The sequence below is a fragment of the Yoonia sp. JB2-21 genome (genome assembly GCF_055693545.1).
Map to the genome: position 1 here is coordinate 122420 of NZ_JBVFUC010000001.1, position 20985 is coordinate 143404.

At 56.5% G+C, this 20985-nt stretch carries 21 protein-coding genes and 1 pseudogene; 15 read left to right on the plus strand and 7 right to left on the minus strand.

Annotated features, from left to right (window positions below; translation table 11 throughout):
- Nucleotides 1-44: 44 nt before the first annotated feature.
- Nucleotides 45-1841, plus strand: a complete 1797-nt coding sequence (gene ggt / locus ACZ1G5_RS00550) for a gamma-glutamyltransferase (RefSeq protein WP_472731005.1) — start codon at nt 45-47, stop codon at nt 1839-1841.
- 6 nt (nt 1842-1847) lie between these two features.
- Here ggt and ACZ1G5_RS00555 read toward each other — a convergent pair whose 3' ends face one another.
- Nucleotides 1848-3383, minus strand: a complete 1536-nt coding sequence (locus tag ACZ1G5_RS00555) for a helicase HerA-like domain-containing protein (protein ID WP_472731006.1) — start codon at nt 3381-3383, stop codon at nt 1848-1850.
- 404 nt (nt 3384-3787) lie between these two features.
- On the opposite strand from ACZ1G5_RS00555, the gene ACZ1G5_RS00560 reads away from it, so the two are divergent.
- Nucleotides 3788-4411, plus strand: a complete 624-nt coding sequence (locus ACZ1G5_RS00560) for an invasion associated locus B family protein (protein WP_472731007.1) — start codon at nt 3788-3790, stop codon at nt 4409-4411.
- A 135-nt stretch (nt 4412-4546) separates the two neighbouring features.
- Here the strand turns inward: ACZ1G5_RS00560 and ACZ1G5_RS00565 are convergent, their stop codons facing one another.
- The 4 genes from ACZ1G5_RS00565 to ACZ1G5_RS00580 form a co-directional block, all read right to left on the minus strand.
- On the minus strand, nt 4547-5755 hold the full coding sequence (locus ACZ1G5_RS00565; protein WP_472731008.1) for a beta-ketoacyl-[acyl-carrier-protein] synthase family protein: 1209 nt from the start codon (nt 5753-5755) through the stop codon (nt 4547-4549).
- Entirely contained in the window at nt 5756-6016 is a 261-nt protein-coding gene (locus tag ACZ1G5_RS00570) for an acyl carrier protein (RefSeq protein WP_472731009.1), read from the minus strand. It abuts the gene before it with no gap.
- 63 nt (nt 6017-6079) lie between these two features.
- On the minus strand, nt 6080-7141 hold the full coding sequence (locus tag ACZ1G5_RS00575) for a UDP-3-O-(3-hydroxymyristoyl)glucosamine N-acyltransferase (RefSeq protein WP_472731010.1): 1062 nt from the start codon (nt 7139-7141) through the stop codon (nt 6080-6082).
- Between the two features lie 31 nt (nt 7142-7172).
- Nucleotides 7173-8744, minus strand: a complete 1572-nt coding sequence (locus ACZ1G5_RS00580) for a L,D-transpeptidase family protein (protein WP_472731011.1) — start codon at nt 8742-8744, stop codon at nt 7173-7175.
- A 382-nt stretch (nt 8745-9126) separates the two neighbouring features.
- On the opposite strand from ACZ1G5_RS00580, the gene mepK reads away from it, so the two are divergent.
- Nucleotides 9127-9696 carry a peptidoglycan L,D-endopeptidase MepK gene (gene mepK / locus ACZ1G5_RS00585; RefSeq protein ID WP_472731012.1) on the plus strand — a complete coding sequence of 190 codons (570 nt, stop codon included), beginning with the start codon at nt 9127-9129 and terminating at the stop codon, nt 9694-9696.
- 10 nt (nt 9697-9706) lie between these two features.
- Here the strand turns inward: mepK and ACZ1G5_RS00590 are convergent, their stop codons facing one another.
- Nucleotides 9707-10645, minus strand: coding sequence for a hydrogen peroxide-inducible genes activator (locus ACZ1G5_RS00590; protein ID WP_472731013.1), 939 nt, complete (start codon nt 10643-10645; stop codon nt 9707-9709).
- Nucleotides 10646-10949: 304 nt separating this feature from the next.
- Here ACZ1G5_RS00590 and mbhE point away from each other — a divergent pair, with 304 nt between their 5' ends.
- The 12 genes and pseudogenes from mbhE (at nt 10950) to ACZ1G5_RS00650 (ending at nt 20005) form a co-directional block, all read left to right on the plus strand.
- Nucleotides 10950-13208, plus strand: a complete 2259-nt coding sequence (gene mbhE / locus ACZ1G5_RS00595; protein ID WP_472731014.1) for a hydrogen gas-evolving membrane-bound hydrogenase subunit E — start codon at nt 10950-10952, stop codon at nt 13206-13208.
- Entirely contained in the window at nt 13205-13624 is a 420-nt protein-coding gene (locus tag ACZ1G5_RS00600) for a Na+/H+ antiporter subunit B (protein WP_472731015.1), read from the plus strand. The genes mbhE and ACZ1G5_RS00600 overlap by 4 nt, the downstream gene beginning before the upstream one ends.
- Complete coding sequence (locus tag ACZ1G5_RS00605) at nt 13624-13980, plus strand: Na+/H+ antiporter subunit C (protein WP_472731016.1); 357 nt, start codon at nt 13624-13626, stop codon at nt 13978-13980. Before ACZ1G5_RS00600 ends, ACZ1G5_RS00605 begins: the two co-directional genes overlap by 1 nt.
- A 4-nt stretch (nt 13981-13984) precedes the next feature.
- The gene (locus ACZ1G5_RS00610) at nt 13985-15478 is read left to right on the plus strand and encodes a Na+/H+ antiporter subunit D (protein WP_472731017.1); all 1494 of its coding nucleotides are present in this window, start codon (nt 13985-13987) and stop codon (nt 15476-15478) included.
- Complete coding sequence (locus ACZ1G5_RS00615) at nt 15475-15954, plus strand: Na+/H+ antiporter subunit E (RefSeq protein WP_472731018.1); 480 nt, start codon at nt 15475-15477, stop codon at nt 15952-15954. The genes ACZ1G5_RS00610 and ACZ1G5_RS00615 overlap by 4 nt, the downstream gene beginning before the upstream one ends.
- Complete coding sequence (locus tag ACZ1G5_RS00620) at nt 15951-16253, plus strand: MrpF/PhaF family protein (RefSeq protein ID WP_472731019.1); 303 nt, start codon at nt 15951-15953, stop codon at nt 16251-16253. Before ACZ1G5_RS00615 ends, ACZ1G5_RS00620 begins: the two co-directional genes overlap by 4 nt.
- Nucleotides 16246-16542, plus strand: coding sequence for a monovalent cation/H(+) antiporter subunit G (mnhG, locus tag ACZ1G5_RS00625; protein ID WP_472731020.1), 297 nt, complete (start codon nt 16246-16248; stop codon nt 16540-16542). Before ACZ1G5_RS00620 ends, mnhG begins: the two co-directional genes overlap by 8 nt.
- A 270-nt stretch (nt 16543-16812) precedes the next feature.
- Nucleotides 16813-17145, plus strand: a pseudogene (locus ACZ1G5_RS00630) (dihydropyrimidinase); the annotation flags it as partial.
- 317 nt (nt 17146-17462) lie between these two features.
- Nucleotides 17463-18020, plus strand: a complete 558-nt coding sequence (locus ACZ1G5_RS00635) for an amidohydrolase family protein (RefSeq protein ID WP_472731021.1) — start codon at nt 17463-17465, stop codon at nt 18018-18020.
- 8 nt (nt 18021-18028) lie between these two features.
- Nucleotides 18029-18418 (plus strand): VOC family protein, encoded by a 390-nt coding sequence (locus ACZ1G5_RS00640; RefSeq protein WP_472731022.1) that lies wholly within the window; start codon nt 18029-18031, stop codon nt 18416-18418.
- Nucleotides 18415-19095 carry an aspartate/glutamate racemase family protein gene (locus tag ACZ1G5_RS00645; RefSeq protein ID WP_472731023.1) on the plus strand — a complete coding sequence of 227 codons (681 nt, stop codon included), beginning with the start codon at nt 18415-18417 and terminating at the stop codon, nt 19093-19095. The genes ACZ1G5_RS00640 and ACZ1G5_RS00645 overlap by 4 nt, the downstream gene beginning before the upstream one ends.
- The gene (locus ACZ1G5_RS00650; RefSeq protein WP_472731024.1) at nt 19088-20005 is read left to right on the plus strand and encodes a dihydrodipicolinate synthase family protein; all 918 of its coding nucleotides are present in this window, start codon (nt 19088-19090) and stop codon (nt 20003-20005) included. Before ACZ1G5_RS00645 ends, ACZ1G5_RS00650 begins: the two co-directional genes overlap by 8 nt.
- On the opposite strand, the gene ACZ1G5_RS00655 is transcribed toward ACZ1G5_RS00650, so the two are convergent.
- Nucleotides 20002-20985: a membrane dipeptidase gene (locus ACZ1G5_RS00655; RefSeq protein ID WP_472731025.1), complete on the minus strand. Its 984-nt coding sequence runs from the start codon at nt 20983-20985 to the stop codon at nt 20002-20004. The two genes, ACZ1G5_RS00650 and ACZ1G5_RS00655, sit on opposite strands and share 4 nt — an antisense overlap.

A 20985-nucleotide genomic window follows, 5' to 3' on the forward strand; every position in this document is an offset into this window, starting at 1 on the left:
GTTGCGTCAATTCTTATCTCATTCAAACCAGAGTGAGGAATATCATGTCGTTACGTCATCTACTCTCATCATGTGTTTTTGTTTGCTTTTTTGCCCATCCAGCAACTGCCCAACAGGCCGCCGACGCCGTCGCACCTGAGGACGGCACTGGCCCTTCGGTCTTTGCGGATCTGTCTGCACGTGCACAAGCGGCCCTTGCGGCCAAAGACGCCGGGGAACCGCTAGTCGCAAAGGATTGGATGGTTGCTGCGGCTAATCCACTCGCGGCTGAAGCCGGCGCAGACGTCCTGGCCCGCGGAGGCACTGCCGCGGACGCAATGGTCGCCGTGCAGGCGGTTCTTGGACTTGTAGAACCACAGTCATCGGGCCTTGGTGGCGGAGCGTTCCTTGTCTGGTATGACGCGGCATCGGGCGAGATGACGACGTTGGACGGGCGCGAAACAGCGCCCTTGGCTGCAACACCCACAATGTTTCAGGACGAAAACGGTGAACGATTGGGCTTCTTTGACGCTGTTGTCGGTGGATTGTCTGTCGGGACACCCGGTACACCCAAATTGATGGAAGACGCACACCGACGTTGGGGTCGTGAAAATTGGCGCGACTTGCTGGCCCCTGCGATCACCCTTGCCGAAGATGGTTTTGCGGTTTCACCGCGGATGGCGGGTTCTATCGCGAATGACGCCGAAAGACTGCAACGGTTTCCTGAAACCGCGGCCTACTTCTTTCCGGGCGGCGCACCGCTTGCCGAAGGGCAATTGCTGCAAAACCCAGCCTATGCTGACACTTTGCGCCAAATCGCACAGCACGGCACCAACGCGTTCTACACGGGGCCAATCGCCGAAGACATCGTTGCAACGATCCGCAACGCCGAAGGCAATCCGGGCCTGCTCTCAACACTTGACCTTGCACTTTATGACGTTGTCGAACGGCCGCCGGTCTGCGTCGCCTTCATCGGCCATGAAGTTTGCGGCATGGGGCCACCATCATCCGGCGCGCTCACCGTCGGGCAAATTCTGGGGATGATGGATAACCTCTCACTTGATGATCCGGCGGATCCGGACGTCTGGCGGCTGATCGGTGATGCATCCCGGCTCGCCTTCGCAGACCGAGGTCGCTATATGGCTGATGATGATTTTGTGCCAATGCCGACGGCGGGTCTGATCGATCCAACATATCTGGCCGCCCGGGCCATGCTTATCAAAGAGGCTGAAGGCGTTGCACTAAGCGAAGTCGCTCCGGGTAACCCCGAATGGGATCATGCGCAGCTTTGGGGTGACGATGTCAGCATCGAATTTCCTTCAACCTCTCATATCTCGATCGTGGACAGCTATGGCAACGCCCTGTCGATGACCACGACGATCGAGAATGGCTTTGGATCACGGCTGTTTGTCAGAGGCTTCTTGCTCAATAATGAACTGACGGACTTTTCCTTTGCAACTCACGCCGACGGGTACCCGATTGCAAACCGGATTGAGCCGGGCAAGCGACCACGTTCTTCGATGTCACCCACGATCGTAACAAAGGATGGCACGCCAGTACTGGTTGTAGGCAGCCCCGGCGGCAGCCGGATCATCGGCTATGTGGCAAAGACGATCATCGCCCATTTGGGCTGGGGGATGGACGTGCAACAAGCGGTGTCGATGCCGCATCTGGTCAACCGCTTTGGCACCTACGACCTTGAGGAAGGCACAAGTGCCGTTGACCTGGCAGAGCCGCTGACCGCACTGGGGTATGAGGTCAATATCCGTGGGCTGACCTCAGGCCTCCACGCCATCAGCATCGGTGACACCCTGCAAGGCGGTGCCGACCCGCGTCGCGAGGGGATTGCAATTGGAGAGTAACCGGCGTTAGCGGCCTTTAAACAAGCTCCCCAAAATACCCCGGACCAACCGACGCCCGGTGGTGCCTTTCAGCTCTTTCACGACGACAGACGCCAAGGCGCCACCAAAACCGCCGCCGGATGATTTTCGCGAGGTCGAGCGGGTTGTTTTGCCGCCACCATCGTAACGCCGCGCTGCTTTGAATTCGCGTTCTTTCTCTTCCAGCCGCTCTTCTTCGGCCTCGGCCTCCTCTGCGGCTTTTGCAGCGGCGTCTGCGCGCTTTGTGAGCATTTCAAAGGCGCTTTCGCGGTCCATCGTCTTGTCATATTTGCCGGCCATGTCAGAGGCGGCCATGATTGATTTGCGTGTCGACATGTCAATCGGCCCTAACTGCGATGACGGTGGGCGGATCAACGTGCGTTCAACAACCTGCGGGATGCCCTTGCGATCCAAAAACGACGTCACCGCTTCACCTGTACCAACTTCTTGAATCGCAGCGGCTGTATCAAAGCCGGGATTGTCACGGTAGGTCTCTGCCGCAGTCTTCAGTTCTTTACGATCTTTCGCGATAAACGCCCGCAAAGCATGTTGCACCCGGTTGCCAAGCTGACCGAGCACATCGTCAGGAATATCAGCAGGGTTCTGGGTGACGAAGTAAACACCAACCCCCTTTGATCGGATCAAACGCGCAACCTGTTCGACCTTATCGACCAGCGCCTTGGGCGCGCCATCAAACAACAAATGCGCCTCGTCAAAAAAGAACACCAATTTGGGTTTGTCAGGGTTCCCGACTTCGGGCAGCTCTTCGAAGAGTTCAGACAACAACCACAGTAGGAAGGTCGCATAGAGCCGTGGGCTTCCCATCAACTGATCCGAGGCAAGAATATTGATTTCCCCGCGACCGTCGCGCGTGCGCATCATATCGGACAGATCAAGTGCCGGCTCACCAAAAAGCGCCGTGCCCCCTTGGTTTTCCAACACCAGTAACTGCCTTTGAATCGCGCCGATGGAAGACGCTGCGACATTGCCATAGCGCAACGACAGCGCCTTGGAGTTCTGGCCAACCCAGACAAGCAATGCTTGCAAATCCTTCAGGTCGAGCAGCGGCAGACCCTCTTCGTCTGCGACGCGGAAAGCGACGTTCAACACGCCTTCCTGCACATCCGTGAGATCCATCAAACGCGAGAGCAGCAGGGGTCCCATCTCGGCAACTGTTGCCCGGATTGGATGCCCCTTTTCGCCAAAAAGATCCCAAAAGGTGACTGGAAAACTGTCGTATTGCAGATCAAGGCCGATCGTGTCGGCCCGGGACATGAAAGGCTCATGCAGCTTGAAATCTGCGGACCCGCTGACGGCAAGCCCTGACAGATCCCCTTTCACATCCGACAGAAACACCGGCACCCCGGCCGCCGAGAACCCTTCTGCCATGATCTGCAAAGTCACCGTCTTACCGGTTCCAGTCGCCCCGGCAATCAGCCCGTGACGGTTGGCTTTATCAAGCAACAGATTCTGCGGCTCGCCATATGCGTCGCCCCCGCCACCGATGAAAATAGTCTCAGACATGCAATCGTTCCCCGCATATATTTTTAAGCAAAATACATTTTTAACCATTTCATGCCACTGTAAAGCACGCTATTTCGCAGGTCTTTTGCGGATTGGCATGACTTCCTCCCTGTTAGACTTGCCGTGCCTTCGGGCACGGCTTTTTTGCGCGTTGCTGGTCTATCTCCTGCTCACCAAGACGTTAGAAATTTCCTGTTGACGCTCTGTTTTGCTTTGCGTAGCTTCACGAACAATTAGTCGGCCAAGTCCGGCAGGGAGAAAAGCGAAGTAGGGTCCCACTGGGGCCCTTCTTCTATTTTCAACCCTCACAAACGTGAGCAAAAGACAGCCGCAGCCCGTGTTTTTTGCGCTGACACCCCTTCCTTCACATGCTAAGCCGCCAAGAAAAGATAAAGGAAGTTCCTATGCGCAGTATCCTCAAATCCGTCTTTCTTGCGGCCCTACTAACCAACAGCGGGGTCGCAATGGCTCAGGAAACAACCACAGAGCCAGACGCCGCGGAAGAGACGACACCGACCGAAGACACAACACCGAGTGATCTGAGCCTCGGCGAACCGATTGGCCCGCAGGTCGGTGAACCATATGTACGCGATCAATTTGGCGATTGGGCCCTACGCTGCATCAAAACTGAGGATGGCTCACCTGACCCTTGCAACCTTTATCAACTTCTCAGCAATGAAGACGGTGTGGCGGTCGCAGAGTTCAACCTGTTCCGCCTACCAGAAGGGCAACGCGCTGCGGCTGGCGCAACAATCGTTGTGCCACTCGAAACCCTGTTGACGCAGCAGTTGACGATTGCTGTTGATGGCGCAAATGCGCGCCGCTATCCGTTCACATTCTGCAATCGTGCCGGGTGCGTCGCCCGGATTGGCTTCACGCAGGCCGAAGTTGACGAGTTCAAACGTGGGAATGCCGCATCGGTCCGTCTGGTTCCGGCAGCAGCGCCCACCGAAGAAGTCGTTCTGACTGTCTCGCTCTCTGGGTTCACTGCGGGCTTTGATGCGTCAGAGGCCACGGCGGAGGAATAGCACCATTCACTTGGTCATCTGATTTCGGCGTCCCGGTTTTAACAAGACCGGGTCACTGATGATTTTTGCCGCCTTATTCGAACGCAATCTCTCGCCATTCCGTGCGACCTTTCGACGGTTCAAATGACCGCAAACTTAGTGCTTGCGCAGCGCAAGAACCGCGTTCAACCCACCAAAGGCAAAAGCGTTCGATAGCGCAACATCGACTTTGGCATCGCGTGCGATATTTGGCACCACATCCAACGCACACTCAGGATCTGGCTCCTCATACCCAATCGTGGGCGCAATCACCCCGTCACGCAGCGCCATGATGCAGGCCAACAACTCAACCGCACCCGTGCCACCAATAAGATGTCCGTGCATTGACTTTGTTGATGACATCATCAGCTTGTCAGCATGCGCCCCAAAGACATCCGCAACAGCCGCACATTCCGTCTTGTCATTTGCAGCCGTACCTGTGCCGTGTGCGTTGACATATCCGACCGCTTCTTTTGGTAAGCGGGCGTCTTTTATCGCCCCAGCAATGGCGCGCGCGGCCCCTTGTTTTGAGGGCATGACAATGTCTGATGCGTCCGATGACATGGCAAAGCCCACGACCTCACACAAAATCTCGGCACCGCGACCTTTGGCGTGATCATAGTCTTCAAACACAAACACACCGGCCCCTTCACCTTGCACCATACCATTGCGGGTTGCCGAAAACGGACGGCAGGCATCACGTGACATCACGCGCAGCCCTTCCCATGCCTTGATCCCACCAAAACACAACATCGTCTCTGAACCACCCGTTACCATGACTTTTGCCATCCCGCAGCGCACCATATTGAACGCCTGGCCCATCGCATGATTGGATGACGCGCAGGCTGTCGCAACAGTGAAGGATGGTCCACGCAGGTTCCATTCCATCGACACATGGCTGGCGGCGGCATTGTTCATCAGCTTTGGAACGATGAATGGGTGCACACGGTTTTTTCCGGCTTCATAGACGGCCCGGTAATTTTCGTCCTGGGTGTTGAGCCCCCCGCCAGACGTCCCAAGCACAACACCGGATTGGTCCGCCAAAGCGCCAGAAAACGCCAATCCCGATTGCCCGATCGCTTCACGTGCAGCCAACAAAGTGAATTGCGTGAACCGGTCGTACAGCGCGATCTGCTGACGGTTAAAATGCGTCGCTTCATCATAGTCTTTGACTTGGCCACCAATCTGAATGGACAGACGCTCCACATCTTCGATCTCCAGCGGGCCAATCCCGCAGTGACCTTGCTGCATAGCTACAAGCGTTGTTGCCACATCCGTTCCCAACGGATTGATCGTGCCCGCCCCGGTAATGACAACGCGGTTCATTCAGGCGCTCTGCTCTGCTTTGAGCTTTTCTACCGCAGCAATGATCGCTGCAACGGAGGATATATCAAAATCGCCCGCTGCGGGATCATTGGCGTTGAAAGGCACGGTGATATCGAAACTCTCTTCAATCGCGAAAATACTCTCGACCAACCCCAGGCTGTCGATCCCAATATCTTCAAGCGTATTGTCCAGTGTGATGTCGCCGGGTTCCAGCATTGCCTGGTCAGCGATGATCTGAATAACTTGGTCTTTGATGCTCATCTGAGGACACCCATGTTGCTTGCGGGGGATGTAGTCATTCTGAACGGACTTTGAAACAGCCGTTTAACGCTTTGCCAGATCACGCAGCGTCCGGGGCAGTCGGCGAAGAGCTTTGTAGCCGTCTATATGTGTTTTCATCTTGGTGGCGGGATAGCCCATCATCATCCGTCCCTTTGGCACGTTCGACAGCACCACGCTGCCACCGCCAAGCACGACGTCGTCGCCAACAATCAGATTGTCCGCGACACCGACCTTGCCGCCGACGACGACCCTGTCACCGATGACTGTGGACCCCGCAACGCCCGCTTGCGCACAAAGCAGGCAATGTTCGCCAACAATGACATTATGCCCAACCTGCACAAGACTATCTATTTTTGTGCCCTGTCCAACCCGCGTGGCGCGGATCGTGCCTGCATCGACACAGGAATTCGCGCCAACCTCGACATCATCGCCAATTGTGACACCACCAAGTGAATGGATACGGTGCCATGTTGGATCGTCAGGTGCCTGCATTTCGGCCTCACCCAAGGTTTCGCGCGCCTTTTCCACATTCGATGGCTCCGCTGTGACGAAGGAAAACCCATCCCCACCAATGGCCGCATTGGGCTGTAGGATCACGCGCGCACCCAGCTCGACGCCTCGGCGCAGTCGCACACCGGAATGGATCTGGCAGTCAACGCCAATTCGCACGCCCTCCGCGACGCTGACCTGATCTCCGATCCATGTGTTGTCCCCGATGACCGCCTTTGGTCCGACAACGGTGAATGCACCAATCGTGACGCCCGCACCAATCGTCGCTGTGGGATCAATTGCAGCATGCGCGCTGACCCCGCCACGCGGTAAGGGCTGATCGAGCATCTGCGTCAGCCCTGCCATCGCCAATCTGGCGCGCGGTGCGATGATTGCGGCCTCCAGACCCAGTGCCTGCCAGTCAGCACCTAGCCAAACCACCGCTGCGCGTGCCTGTCCCTGCCCAAGTGCATCGGCATATGCTGGTGTCATTGCCAGCGCGAGGTCACGCAGGCCAGCCGCAGCTGGTTCTGCCGCGCTATCCACCAAAAGATCAACGGCGCCAAAGGCTTCTGCCCCAAGCGCCGCTGCAATATCTTTCACCTTATGTGCCATCGTGCCCCCGGATCAAACTCCGAGTTCAGATTTACCCGCGAACTGCGCGAAGGGCCACCCCTTCGCTTGACAGCGCATTCCAGATCCGACCGTCACGCCCATAGATGTCGCGGCGGAATTGCACGCGACCATCGGCCGGTACGGTCGCCGTTCGGTAGACCAGATGAACCGGCACCGGTGCCTCGAGATCAACGCGCCGCTCACGACCTGTCCGCAGATGCGCCTGAAACACTTCCTCTGGATTGCCGACTTGTGCCGCAAGCAACGCATAGGCAAAGTCGAACGGGTCAGCCAGACGAACACATCCATGGCTATAGGCGCGCACTTCGCGCCCGAACAGGCTCTTAGCAGGTGTGTCATGTAGATAAATGTTGTGGCGGTTCGGGAACATGAATTTTACCAGTCCCAAGGCATTACCCTGACTTGGGGGTTCACGCATCGAATAAGGAAATGTTGCCGCAGTGTAGCCGCTAAAATCGGCTGTGTTGCGATCTACAACACGTCCACGGCTGTCGGTGATCACAAGGTTGCGCACAGCGCGGGGATTGTTACGCAACTGCGGCAGGTACTCTTTCGTGATGATAGAACGCGGAACATACCAGCTTGGATTAATGACCATGAATTCCATCACATCCGAAAACTCGGGTGTTACGCGGTCACGGTCACGCGCGCCAACAACAGACCGGGTCGAGAATGTCTCGACGCCGTTGTCGATAATCTTGGCGGTAAAATCGGTGATATTCACCCAGACATGACGTTCCCCACGTGGCCGGTTGATCCAGCGCTCACGCTCCATTGCAACGATGATCGACCGCAGCCGCGCTTCTGGTTGCACGTTGATCTCTTCCAATGTGCCCGGACCGGCAGTGCCATCAATCGCAAGACCATGGGCTTGCTGAAAGCGTTGCACAGCGCCGAAAATCGCATCGTCATAGGTTTGGGTATTCGTGCGTGGCAAGAAACCCATCGCGATCAGCCGGTTGCGCAACGCGACAACGTTGTTGCCGGTGTCACCACGCTCTAGTTTCCGACCAGGAACCTGCGAACCCCATCCGCCATCAGCAAGCAGACGCTCCATGCGCATCTTTTCAGCCATCAGGCGGGTGTATTCTGGCGCACTCGGCGGCAGCGCGCGGATGAATGCAGCGGGATTTGATTGCTCAAACGCACGCAGGGTGCTGACTGGCGAACGCAAGGGCACCTGCCTGTGGATTGCAGAGTCAATACGCGAAGGTGTCAGCAAACCAGTCTGTACATCACGTGCATAGTCCAGAAAACGACGCGAAAGCTCGACCTCTAGACGCCCTTGTTCTTGTGGCGTTGTCGCGGCCTGCAATTGAGCAATCAACCCGTCGGCGTCGTATGCATTTGGGGGCAACCCATGATCTGCCGCCGCACGAAACGCGGCAAACAGCGCGTTGCGGCGATTGCGGTCACCACTCGTGCTCCAGATGCCGTTGAAGCCGCGTTCGCGATAGAAGCTGACAAGGTCAGGATCACTTGCAGCGGCTTGCGCGACTGCTTGGCGGAATTCGGTGACCTGCGCCTGTGATTGTGGCGCAGTAAAAAGCAAAAGGAATGCGGCCAAGGTAGCACAGATCATGCCTGCGAATGGTCGTGAACGGACTCGTGAAACTGACATCTTATGCAGATCCCCTCGAAAGAACTAATAGCTTGGTTTATAGCAGCGTTTTATCGTTAAACAGTATGCTTATCCCTACCCGCACGCGTGTCTATTGACAAAAACGAGAGACCCCTAAGTGGAAATAGAGTGTTGCTCAGATGCAGCCCTTGCCTGTGACATAGAGTTCTCAACGACACATCTGCGCAAAAATTCGCCAATTTCCCAGTTGTTAAGAGAAAAAGTTAAACAGGCCTTGGTCAACGATTCGATTTATGACATATACACCCCACATCTGGGGGACGATGGCAAAAATCCGCTGTAAAGCGGAAAGTAGTTGGGCGACGGGACAGGCGCTAAGTACATGACAGAAAAGAACTCCTCTGGGATTACCAGACGTGGATTATTGGGCGCGTTTGCAGCTACGGCTGTGACAGCTGCTCCGACATACTCAAACGCAGCAGGTTTTTTGCGTGGCGCGGGTGATATACGCCGCATCGGTATGCATTCAGGGCGTACAGGTGAAAGGCTTGAGACAATCTATTGGATCGAAGGCGAATATATCGCCGAGGCTGTGCGCGAAATTAATATGCACATGCGTGATTGGCGTACTGGTGAGGCAGTCCAAATGGACCTGCGCACCATCGACATCATGTCCGCCGCCCTCAACCTGATGGATACGACAGAACCCTATCTGTTGTTGTCCGGATACCGCTCTCCGCGAACCAACCAGATGCTCAGAACACGCAATGGTGGCGTTGCACGTAACTCTTTGCATATGCGTGGTCAGGCGGCAGATTTGCGTCTGACAGGCCGGACAACGACACAAATGGCGAATGCTGCCTTGGCCTGTCGCGCTGGTGGGGTTGGCCGCTACAGCAGATCAAACTTTGTGCATATGGATTGCGGTCAAGTCCGCAGTTGGCGCGGCTAAGCCACTCTCACTAATCAAGAATAACAGGCGATGTCCCCGTCTGTAGATTCGCGCGCGCTGCGGCTTTGATCACATCTGACAAACGCTCAAACATCCCTGCCCCAGCCGCACTGCGCCAGACAAGCCCGATTGATCGGGTCACTGTACTTCGACGAAATGGGCGCACAGTCACATTGCTGGACCGACTATCAATTTCAGATCGCGCATAAAGGCGTGGCAGGAACGCAACGCCCATTCCCATTCCCACCATCTGTCGGATCGCATCAAGGCTGGTGCCTTCGTAGTCACGCGCAAGAATGCCCCCATGCTGCTGACATAACGCCGAAATCTGCGCATGCATCGCATAGTCCGGACCTAGTGAAAGCACATTCAACTCTGCAATGTCGGCCTCGGTCACTTCGTTCTTAGCCGTCAGCGGATGGTCATCAGGCATCGCAAGTAAGAGCGGCTCGCGAAAAAGCCGCTGCGTCGTCAGATCGGCGCCACCTTCCGGCAGTTGGGTCAAAATCACGTCCAAACTGCCCGCCAGAAGGCCACCGCGCAGATCACGCGGCACCACTTCGCGAATATAGAGCCTGAGATCAGGATACTTGGCATGTAACCGCTCGACCACAAATGGCATCAAATAGGGACCGATTGTCGGGGTTGTCCCCAACCGGATCGTCCCGGTCAGCCCCGTTTGCAGCGATGCGGTAAGATCCACAATACCGCGCACCTCATCCACAATGCGTGCGGCACGTAAAACGACCTCGCGCCCTTCCGGCGTCAGCGTAACAGGTCCCCGTCCCCGCTCGACCAGACGCGCGCCAAGCAATTCTTCCAGATTGCCAATTTGCAGGCTGAGAGAGGGCTGACTGATCCCCATTGCTTCTGCCGCTTTACGAAAATGGCGCGCCTCCGACAAAGCGACCAGATATCGGAGTTGGCGCAGGCTTGGCAGCTTCGTCATTCATGCTCACTCGATAGGAATTTCCTATCAAATATTACTATCTCATTGCCTTCTCTATAGCAACCAAGATGCTACATGCACTGTCACAAGGGCTAAATCATAATAGCGTCGGCCTACAAATGTGCTCTGCGCTGGTTTGGCTTTTCACAAGGAACTTATGCAATGCGCATAGACAAAATAAACGAGGATAACACTTGCGGCAAAAATCTATCATTAGACGCTCTCTTCACCTTTATTGCTGACCTCCGCCTGCACGCTACCGTGCGCTGCACCTACTGCATTCAAGACTGACCGGAATACCAAATTGGATACTTCAACGCCGACCCGCTGGATGACGTTCGCTGGCCTTCTTCCTGTCGTCATCGCTGGCAGCCTGTTCGTCTGGTTTGCCCAAATGATCCCGGTAATTGCGGCGGGGGATACCCTCCGCCTTGTGTGGGAATGGGTGCCCAGCCTTGGTGTGAACGTCAGCATCTACATCGACGGCCTCAGCCTGACCTTTGCGCTGCTTATCACGGGTATTGGTGCACTGGTGATGCTGTACTCTGCACGCTATCTGGCAGGGCATGTTCACCAAGCAAGGTTTTCACTTTATCTGACCAGCTTTATGCTCGCGATGATTGGATTGGTTGTATCCGATAACCTTTTGGCTTTATTCGTTTTTTGGGAACTCACGACAATCACATCCTACCTGTTGATCGGCTTTAGCCACGACACCGTCAAGGCGCGGCGTTCTGCCCTGCAGGCACTGATGATGACAGGCGTCGGCGGACTTGCGCTATTGGCAGGCATCATCCTGATTGGCACGACGGCTGGCACGTTTGAGATGTCTGAAATCAATGCGATGGATGGCGTGCTGACAGACAGCGTGATGTATCTGCCCATTGCGTTGCTGGTCCTTGCGGGGGCCTTCACCAAATCTGCGCAAATGCCGTTTCACTTCTGGCTTCCGAACGCAATGGCAGCACCGACCCCGGTCAGCGCCTATCTCCACTCGGCAACGATGGTAAAAGCCGGCGTCTACCTGATGGCCCGCACGCACCCGTCGCTGGCAGGTACTGATTTCTGGCTTTGGACACTGACGATTGCGGGGGCCATTACGATGGTCTTCGCGTCAGTGATGGCCCTGCGTCAAACCGACCTCAAGCTCGCTTTGGCCTACACAACGTTGATGGCGCTTGGCGCGTTGACGCTGCTGCTTGGCAATGAAAGTGGCTATACCATCACAGCGGCGGCAACATTCCTGATCGTTCACTCGCTTTACAAGGCAGCCCTGTTCCTTGTCGTTGGCATTCTTGACGCGCAGACCGGGACGCGTGAGGCAGGCAAACTCTTTGGTATGGCACGCGCTATGCCAATTACGGCAGCGGCCGCCGCCATCGCTGCATTCTCGATGGCCGGCTTTCCACCATTCCTGGGTTTCATCGGCAAAGAGCTGAAATATGCCGGCGCGATTGCGGTGGCGTCAGAACCAGTTCTTGTTGCTGGTGCCTTTCTGATCTCAAGCGCGTTGATGGTGGCAATCGCAGGCATCGTGTCGTTCCGCCCATTCTGGAGCAAATCCGGCACACCCATCCCCCATGTGAAGGAAGCACCTTGGCCCATGCTGGTTGGCCCGGTGATTCTGGCCATCCTTGGTGCGTTTTTTGGCATTTTCCCCGAAGTTCTTGCAAACGCATTGGTCAACCCGATGGTCGCAGCCATCATCGGCAATGCCGAACCTGCGAAGGAGTTGAAACTTTGGGCGGGAGTGAACGTGCCCCTGTTCCTCAGCATCGCCACCTTTGTTTTGGGATTCACGATCTATGCGTTGAAACTCAAGCTCCGCGCCGGCTTGATTGACCTGACCACCCGCGCCCCCAGCTTTGACAACGGTTGGAACAAGCTGATGGCCGGGATCGCATCAGGTTCCAAAGCGCTGACCCGCATGATCCAGACAGGGGTTTTGTACCACTATATGGTCGTGACGTTTGGGACCGCGTTGGTCGTTTTGGCAGGAACACTCTGGTTCCGCAGCACCGGCATTCCCGCGATGGGCATACCGCAGGTCGAATTGTGGGATTGGCTGGTGTTTGTACTGGTCTTGTTGGGTGCGGTGCTGACGCTGATCACCAATTCGCGGATCACAGCGATTGCGGGGCTTGGTGTGGTCGGCATCGGGATGGCGATGATATTCATCCTCTATAGTGCGCCTGACGTGGCCATCACCCAGCTGCTGGTAGAAACGCTTGTCGTCGTCTTATTCGCGGCCGCCGCGTTGAAATTGCCCAGCCTGACGAAAGAACCGCACAGCAAACGCTGGCTTGACGCCATCATCGCGGTGGGCTTGGGGATCGTCACGACGGTTATTTTGCTGAAAGTCACAACCGGCCCAATTGATCGCGAACTCACAACATTCTTCGAAACCACCAGCTGGCCCGAGGCGTTTGGCCAGAACATTGTCAATGTCATCCTCGTTGACTTCCGCGCGCTGGATACCTTTGGTGAAATCGCTGTCGTCCTGATCGCCGCAATCAGCATCTTTGCCCTGCTCAAAAGCAAACCAGAGGAGGAAAAACCATGAATTCGATCATCCTGATTGCGGGCGCACGCGTCCAAGCGGTGCTGCTGTTGGTGTTTTCAGCCTATATGCTGCTGCGTGGTCACAATGCCCCCGGTGGTGGCTTTATCGGCGGGCTAATCGCCGCCACGGGCTTTGTGGTCTATGCGATTGCCTGCGGGACCGCGGATGCACGCAAGGCGCTCCGCTTTGACCCCGGCAGCATTGCAGGCGCGGGTCTTGGGATTGCCCTTTTTGCCGGCGTAATGGCGGTATTTTGGGGGGATGCGCTTTTTACCGGACAGTGGCTCTTTGTTGGAGCGACCGATGACAGCAAGGGACTGCCGCTATCGTCGGTGCTGGTTTTTGATATTGGCGTTTACCTCGTTGTTCTTGGTGCGATCCTGTCGATCACCTTCGCCTTGGAAGAGGCCGTCTGATGGAACAACTGCTCTCTGTCCTGATCGGTATCTTGGTCGCGTCTGCCGTCTATCTGATGCTGGCGCGCAATCTGCTGCGGTTCCTCTTTGGGCTGATCCTTTTGTCGAACGCAGCCAACCTGACGATTTTCGTCGCTGGTCGCCTGACCCCCGGTGCGCCGCCCTTGGTGCCTGATGGTGTTGATGCGCCCATTGGCGTCGTCGCGAATGCCCTGCCCCAAGCGCTTGTGCTAACCGCCATTGTTATCGGCTTTGGCCTGTTTGCCTTTGCTCTCATCCTTGCCTTCCGCGCCTACCAAAGCCTGGGCACCCTGAATACCGACGAGATGCGCGTCGCCGAACCTAAAGAAAACTAAGAACATGAGTTGGTATCTCACCCTTCCTTTGGTTATCCCATTTGCGGCAGCGATCATTGCCTATTTGCTGCGGTCCTCTGCCCTTGGGGCATGGGTGTCGATCATTGGATCGGGACTGGGCCTGCTGGCGTCCATTGCCCTAATGATCGTCGTGCTCGATGCTGGCGTCATTGCCGGGCAAATGGGGAATTGGCCCGCGCCCTTCGGCATCACGCTCGTCGCTGATCTGCTGTCTGCGGTCATGGTCCTGATCACCGCGATCACTGGCTTTGCGGTCGCGATCTATGCGTTGGGCGATATCACTGAACGACAGGCGAAGCTGGGCTATCATGCCCTGTTTCAAATCCTGCTGGCCGGCGTCACAGGCGCTTTCCTGACCGGTGACCTCTTCAATCTCTACGTCTGGTTTGAGGTCATGCTGATCGCATCGTTCGGCCTGCTGATCCTGAACGGCGGGAAAGAGCAGATCGACGGTGGCGTCAAATATGTGGCGCTGAACCTGATCTCGACGATCCTTTTTCTGACCGGCATCGGCTTGCTTTACGGCATGACTGGCACGCTAAACTTTGCGGACCTCGCGGTGAAAGTGGACCAAGTCGAAAACCAAGGTCTGCTAACCGTTGTCGCCATGATGTTCATGGTGGCCTTCGGGGTAAAGGCGGCGGTCTTCCCCCTCTTCTTTTGGCTACCTGCGGCCTATCACACGCCCAGCTTTTCGGTTTCTGCGGTCTTTGCGGGCCTTCTGACCAAGGTCGGCGTCTATGCCCTGATCCGCATGTTCACGATGGTCCTCGACCACGACATCGGGTTCACGCATACGGTGCTTTTGTGGGTCGCCTGCCTGACCATGGTGATCGGGGTCTTGGGGGCCGCTGCACAATCGGATTTCCGCAAAATCCTGTCTTTCCACATCATCAGCCAGATTGGATATATGATCCTTGGTCTCGCATTGATGACACCGCTCGCGCTGGTGGGTGCGGTGTTCTATCTGGTGCACCATATCATCGTGAAAGCGAACCTGTTCCTGATCGCAGGCATCGCCAAGCGGCTGACAGGCGGGACAGAGGTTTACCAGATCGGCGGCCTTTATAAATCCGCCCCGTTCCTTGCCATCCTCTTCCTGATCCCAGCGTTCTCTCTGGCAGGTTTTCCCCCACTCTCAGGCTTCTGGGCAAAATACATCATCGCCAAAGCCACGCTGGACCTTGAGATGTGGTTTGTCGCCTTCATCGCTCTCGCCGTGGGTCTGATGACGATCTATTCCATGACCAAAATCTGGGCCGAGGCATTCTGGAAACCTCACCCGGATGGAATTGAGCCAGAACTGAAAACCCTGCCCAACAAAGCGGCTCAAATCATCCCGGTTGCTGGACTTGCGATCCTGACGATCATCATCGGTCTGAACCCTGAACCATTCGTTCAGTTCGCGGAACGCACAACAGAACAATTACTTGATCCATCCGCCTATATCACCGCCGTGCTAGGAGAGGCATCATGAACCTGTTTCTTCTCAACCTGCTGTTAGCCGTCATCTGGGCCGGCTTGTGGGGGAGCTTTACACTGACCCAACTGGTTGTCGGCTTCCACGTCGGCTTTTTCACGCTGTGGATCGCGCAACCGCTGTTTGGCGGGCCGAACGGATACTATCTGCGGGCGTATCGCATCGTGCGTCTGGTCCTGTTCTTCCTTTACGATTTGTGCGTCTCTAGCTTGCAGGTGGCCTATGACGTGCTGACACCGAAAGATCGCAGTAACCCCGCTATTTTGGAAATGCCGCTCGACGTCAAATCAGACATCGAAATTCTGCTGGTCACGAACCTCATCTCGCTCACCCCGGGCACACTCAGCCTTGATGTGACGCCGGACCGCAAAACCCTGATCGTCCATGCGATGTTCGCTGATGACCCAGAGGCGGTAATCCGCGACCTCAAATCAGGCATGGAACGTATGGTCAAAGAGGTATTCGCCCCATGACATCCGCTGAGTTTCTGGATCTCTCAATCTATGCCACCTTTGTGATGGTTATGCTGTCGCTGGCCATCGCCTTCATCCGCCTTGCCCGCGGCCCGACATTGGCCGACCGCGTTGTCGCACTGGATATGATGACGGTGAGTATCATCGCGGTCTGCGGCGTCGTCGCCGTCGCGACAGGCGTCTACGCGATGCTGGATGTGGCTTTGGTTCTCGCGCTGGTGGGCTTTCTGGCGACCGTCGCACTGGCACGCTTTGCCGAACGTCGCGACGCCCGGACGCAGGAGACGGCACATGACTGATGTTATTATCGCGGTGTTTCTGCTGTTGGGCGGCTTCTTTGCATTGATCGCGGCGATCGGCGTCTTGCGCCTGCCAGACGTCTTGATGCGCATGCACGCCTCAACAAAAGCTGGTATTCTGGGCAGCAGCCTGATCCTGATCGGTTGCGCGATCTACCTGCATGAGACTGAAATCACCGCACGGGTGGTCGCCATTATTCTGTTTTTGATGCTGACCTCGCCAATTGGCGCACATATGATTGGACGCGCATCGGTACGTGATCTGAAAACCAAACAGGACCGGACGTAAGGGACTTGCGAATACTGTCATCCGCAGGGCAACATACTGCGATGAATTGCAAGGACCGACGCGTTGCCTGATCCGTTTGATCTCATAATCTCTGGTGGGCAGATCGTCACGCCGGATGGCGTTGTCACAACGGACCTCGCGCTGCGCGGCGAAGAGATTGCGGCGATTGGCACAAACCTTGGCGCCGCGGCCAAAACGCTTGACGCCACAGGGAAATTTGTCATGCCCGGCGGCATTGATCCGCATGCGCACATCGAACAGATGTCCGGCATGGGCGTGATGAACGCTGATACGTTTGAGACGGCCACGATGTCTGCCGCAATGGGCGGCACGACAAGCGTGATCTCCTTCGCCGCCCAAGCCAAAGGCGAAAGGATTACGGAAACCGTCAAGGACTACACAGCACGCGCACAGCGCGGTGCGATGATCGACTATGCCTTCCATTTGACAGTAACCGACACGCACGTACCCGACTTTGAGACTGACCTCAGCACCCTCATTGCCGCCGGCAACCGATCGATCAAACTGTTCACGACCTACAATATTCAACTCTCTGACGCGCAAATCCTATCGGTGATGCGCGCGGCACGGACACATGGCGCGTTGGTCTGCGTCCACGCTGAAAACGACGCGATCATCGCGCAGGCTAAGGCTGCCTTGATTGCTGCAGGGCAAACTGCGCCAATCTATCACGCCGCATCACATCCCCGCATGGCCGAGATCGAAGCGGTTGAACGCATTTGCCGGTTTGCCGAATACCTTGGTCAACCGGTAATGCTGTTTCATATCTCGACATCCGAAGGTGCTGCAGCAGTCCGCGCTGCGCGGTCCCGTGGCGCACCGGTCTGGGCAGAGACCTGTCCGCATTACCTGTTCATGACAGAGGACATCTTACGCCAACCCGGGTTGGACGGAGCCAAATGGATGTGTTCCCCCCGCAACGGCAGGAGGCAGACCAAAAAGCACTTTGGCAAGCACTGGCCGCCGGTGACCTTCAATTGGTTTCGTCGGATCATGCGCCTTACCGCTTTGATGAAAGCGGCAAACTCTCGGCCGGGCCAAAGGCCGGTTTTCACGAAATCGCCAATGGTCTGCCCGGCTTGGAAACGCGACTACCGCTGATGTTTGATGCGATGATGAACAAGGGCCAAGGCGGACCAGAGGCGTTCGCACAACTCACCGCCAGCGGACCAGCTGCAATCTACGGGTTGCCGCAGAAAGGGGCTCTTGCCCCCGGAATGCACGCAGACATCGCGCTGTGGGACCCGGACAAAACCGTCACCTATGGCGAAAACGACTTGCATGACAATGTGGGCTACAACCCGTGGGTTGGTTACTCTGTGACAGGATGGCCGACGGACGTCTGGTTGCGCGGCAAGCACATTGTTCAAGATGGGCAATGTTTTGCAACAGCCGGATCAGGGCGCAAGATCGACCGCCCGGCCCTTACCGTCACACCCACATCACCGCAAAGTTAGAGATGAAAATGCCCCGCCCAGACGTTCCCAATGACCTTGCAATCACGTTCTTCTACTACCGGGACCTGCCCCGCGCGATGCGGTTTTACGAAGAGATCCTCGGTCTGTCACTCGCGATTGATCAGGGATGGTGCAAAATCTACCGCGTGTGCCCGGGTGCGCATATTGGTCTGGTCGATGAAAGCCGCGGCATGAACAAATGGCAGGCCATCAAACCGGTACAGTTTTGCATCCGGGTCCCCGATGTGGATGCATGGTACGCCTATGCCAAAGAAGAACAGTTGGACGCTTTGTCGGAACTCTTTGTCAACGATGAGATTGGTATTCGTGCGTTTGTCTTCAACGACCCCGAAGGCTACCAAATTGAAATTCAGTCAGCCACACGAGAGGGCGCATGAACCGCGATACGTTGATTGTGATCAACCCGAACGCGTCTCAGGACGTCACGGTCGGCATCAAAGCCGCCGTTGATCCGCTGCGTAAGTTCGGCACACCGATCCGTTGCCTGACGCTGAGTGAGGGACCACCCGGCATCGAAAGCCAGCGCCAAGCCGATCTGACGATCGCGCCAATGCTGAAACTCGCGGCCTCACAAAAAGATGCGGCAGGATATGTCATCGCCTGCTTTGGGGACCCGGGCTTGCACGCGCTGCGCGACCAAACCACCCTACCCGTCGTAGGTATTCAGGAAGCGGCTGTCATGACAGCCCTCACGCTTGGGCAGCGCTTTGGCGTGATCGCGATCCTGCCCGGATCCATACCCCGCCATCTGCGTGCCTTTGGCGGGATGGGCGTATTAAACCGGATGGCCGGTGACCGCGCACTTGGGCTCGGGGTGGCAGACCTTGCCGATCCAGACAAAAGCCTCGCCGCAATGATTGCCACAGCAAAGCGCCTGCGCGACGATGATGGGGCCGATGTGCTGATCATGGGATGCGCCGGGATGGCCCAATATCGCGGTACAGTAGAAAGCGAAACCGGGCTTCCGGTTGTCGAGCCCTGCCAAGCAGCAGTCGCAATGGCCTTGGGGCAAATCGCTCTGGGGCTCAGCCACACGGGAGCGGTTCATGCTTGATGAAAGCGCACAAGGCGTCTTTACCATCGCCGTCACGCCCTTTTTACCAGATGGGGCCATCGACTGGGACAGTGTCGACCGCATGGTTGATTTCTACGTTGAGAAAGGTGCCACGGGCCTCACCATCCTAGGGATGATGGGCGAAGCAGGAAAATTGACGGCAGACGAAGCCATAGCGATCGTCAAACGCGTCACTGCGCGCAGTGCGGTTCCGGTCGTTGTGGGCGTTTCTGCCCCCGGATTTGCCGCGATGAAGACGCTGTCAGACGCGGCGATGGACCTTGGTGCTGCTGGCGTCATGGTCGCGCCCCCGGGTAACCTGAAAACCGATGCACAGATCGTCACCTACTACCACAACACCGCAGAGGTGCTGGGCGCTGCGCCCTTTGTGCTACAGGACTTTCCGCTCGTGACGAATGTCGTGATCCCAACGTCTGTGATCCTACAAATCGTCGCAGACTGCCCCACCTGTGTGATGCTCAAACACGAAGACTGGCCGGGCTTGGACAAAATCAGCGCCCTCCGCGCCGCCTCGGACGCTGGCGCGCGGCGCATCTCGATCCTGTGTGGCAATGGCGGGCTTTACCTGCTGGAAGAGATGCTGCGCGGTGCTGATGGCGCGATGACGGGGTTTGCCTACCCCGAGATGATGGTCCAAGTCGTTGCGGCGTATCGCTCCGGCGATTTGAACCATGCGCGCGACATCTTTGACGCCTACATGCCGATGGTGCGCTATGAAGCGCAACCAGGCTTGGGCTTGGCGATCCGTAAATACACGCTGGCGCAACGCGGTGTGATCGCGCATGACACAGTGCGCAAACCGGGGGGCGTGCTGAGTGACGCCACCAAAACCGAAGTTGACGCCTTGGCGGCCCGGCAACACCAGAAACTGCAATCGCTTGATCTCTAGGTCGATGCCGCCGGTGTGAAATTCTCGGCAAAGAACCGATACCAATTGCCACCCATCAACCCCGCAACCTCGCCCGCGTCAAAGCCCACGGCCTTTAGCCCTGCTTCGATATTGTCAAAATCACGGTTGTCGTTGAACCAACTTGGCATGGGTGGAAAGCCCGGCGCACCGGCGGACCCTTCACCATAGTCGATCTCTTTGCTCCAACGCCCAACGCGCATCCATTCAACCACGCTATCCGGTTGATCTTGGCACAGATCAGACCCGATGCCGAAGTGCTCCGCGCCAAACTGCTCGGCCGCACGCGCGATCATGGTGCAAAAGCTTTCAACCGCGCAGTCGGATTTGTCTTTGAGGTGGTGTGGATAGAGCGAAAACCCCATCATCCCACCATTCTGCGTGACAGCACGCACCACATCATCACGCTTGTTGCGCAAAGCCGGCTGCCATTCATGCAAATTCGCATGGGTAATGGCGATTGGGCGTTCTGAAATCTCTGCCGCCTCAATGGTCGAACGATCCGCAGAATGGCTCATATCCACGACCATCCCCACGCGGTTCATTTCCTTGATCACCTGACGGCCCATGCGGGTGATGCCCGGGTCCTCGGCCTCATAGCAACCCGTGGCTAGTAAGGATTGGTTGTTGTAGCTGAGCTGCATAAACCGCGCGCCCAGTTTGTGCAGAACTTCGACAAGCCCGATATCATCCTCAATCGGGCTGGGGTTCTGAAAACCAAAGAAGATCGCCGTGCGGCCCATTTCGCGCGCTTTTTCCACGTCGCTGGCCCATTCACCGTGGAAAATCAGATCGGGAAACTGCTCAAACCAACGGTTCCATTGTGCGATATTCAGCACGGTTTCGCGAAAATTCTCATGGTAGGCAATGGTGACATGCACCGCATCAACCCCGCCTTCGCGCATCTGGCGAAAGACTTTCTCAGACCAATTGGCATATTGCAGGCCATCTATGCGGTACAT

Coding starts and splice junctions, on each gene's coding strand:
- ACZ1G5_RS00565 (WP_472731008.1), bottom strand. CDS start 5,755: ATGAACCGCGTTGTCATTACCGGGGCGGGCACGATCAATCCGTTGGGA.
- ACZ1G5_RS00555 (WP_472731006.1), bottom strand. CDS start 3,383: ATGTCTGAGACTATTTTCATCGGTGGCGGGGGCGACGCATATGGCGAG.
- ACZ1G5_RS00635 (WP_472731021.1), top strand. CDS start 17,463: ATGGATGTGTTCCCCCCGCAACGGCAGGAGGCAGACCAAAAAGCACTT.
- ACZ1G5_RS00610 (WP_472731017.1), top strand. CDS start 13,985: ATGAGTTGGTATCTCACCCTTCCTTTGGTTATCCCATTTGCGGCAGCG.
- ACZ1G5_RS00560 (WP_472731007.1), top strand. CDS start 3,788: ATGCGCAGTATCCTCAAATCCGTCTTTCTTGCGGCCCTACTAACCAAC.
- ACZ1G5_RS00605 (WP_472731016.1), top strand. CDS start 13,624: ATGGAACAACTGCTCTCTGTCCTGATCGGTATCTTGGTCGCGTCTGCC.
- ACZ1G5_RS00615 (WP_472731018.1), top strand. CDS start 15,475: ATGAACCTGTTTCTTCTCAACCTGCTGTTAGCCGTCATCTGGGCCGGC.
- ACZ1G5_RS00620 (WP_472731019.1), top strand. CDS start 15,951: ATGACATCCGCTGAGTTTCTGGATCTCTCAATCTATGCCACCTTTGTG.
- ACZ1G5_RS00655 (WP_472731025.1), bottom strand. CDS start 20,985: ATGTACCGCATAGATGGCCTGCAATATGCCAATTGGTCTGAGAAAGTC.
- mnhG (WP_472731020.1), top strand. CDS start 16,246: ATGACTGATGTTATTATCGCGGTGTTTCTGCTGTTGGGCGGCTTCTTT.
- ACZ1G5_RS00600 (WP_472731015.1), top strand. CDS start 13,205: ATGAATTCGATCATCCTGATTGCGGGCGCACGCGTCCAAGCGGTGCTG.
- ACZ1G5_RS00580 (WP_472731011.1), bottom strand. CDS start 8,744: ATGATCTGTGCTACCTTGGCCGCATTCCTTTTGCTTTTTACTGCGCCA.
- ACZ1G5_RS00645 (WP_472731023.1), top strand. CDS start 18,415: ATGAACCGCGATACGTTGATTGTGATCAACCCGAACGCGTCTCAGGAC.
- ggt (WP_472731005.1), top strand. CDS start 45: ATGTCGTTACGTCATCTACTCTCATCATGTGTTTTTGTTTGCTTTTTT.
- ACZ1G5_RS00570 (WP_472731009.1), bottom strand. CDS start 6,016: ATGAGCATCAAAGACCAAGTTATTCAGATCATCGCTGACCAGGCAATG.
- mepK (WP_472731012.1), top strand. CDS start 9,127: ATGACAGAAAAGAACTCCTCTGGGATTACCAGACGTGGATTATTGGGC.
- ACZ1G5_RS00640 (WP_472731022.1), top strand. CDS start 18,029: ATGCCCCGCCCAGACGTTCCCAATGACCTTGCAATCACGTTCTTCTAC.
- ACZ1G5_RS00590 (WP_472731013.1), bottom strand. CDS start 10,645: ATGACGAAGCTGCCAAGCCTGCGCCAACTCCGATATCTGGTCGCTTTG.
- ACZ1G5_RS00575 (WP_472731010.1), bottom strand. CDS start 7,141: ATGGCACATAAGGTGAAAGATATTGCAGCGGCGCTTGGGGCAGAAGCC.
- ACZ1G5_RS00650 (WP_472731024.1), top strand. CDS start 19,088: ATGCTTGATGAAAGCGCACAAGGCGTCTTTACCATCGCCGTCACGCCC.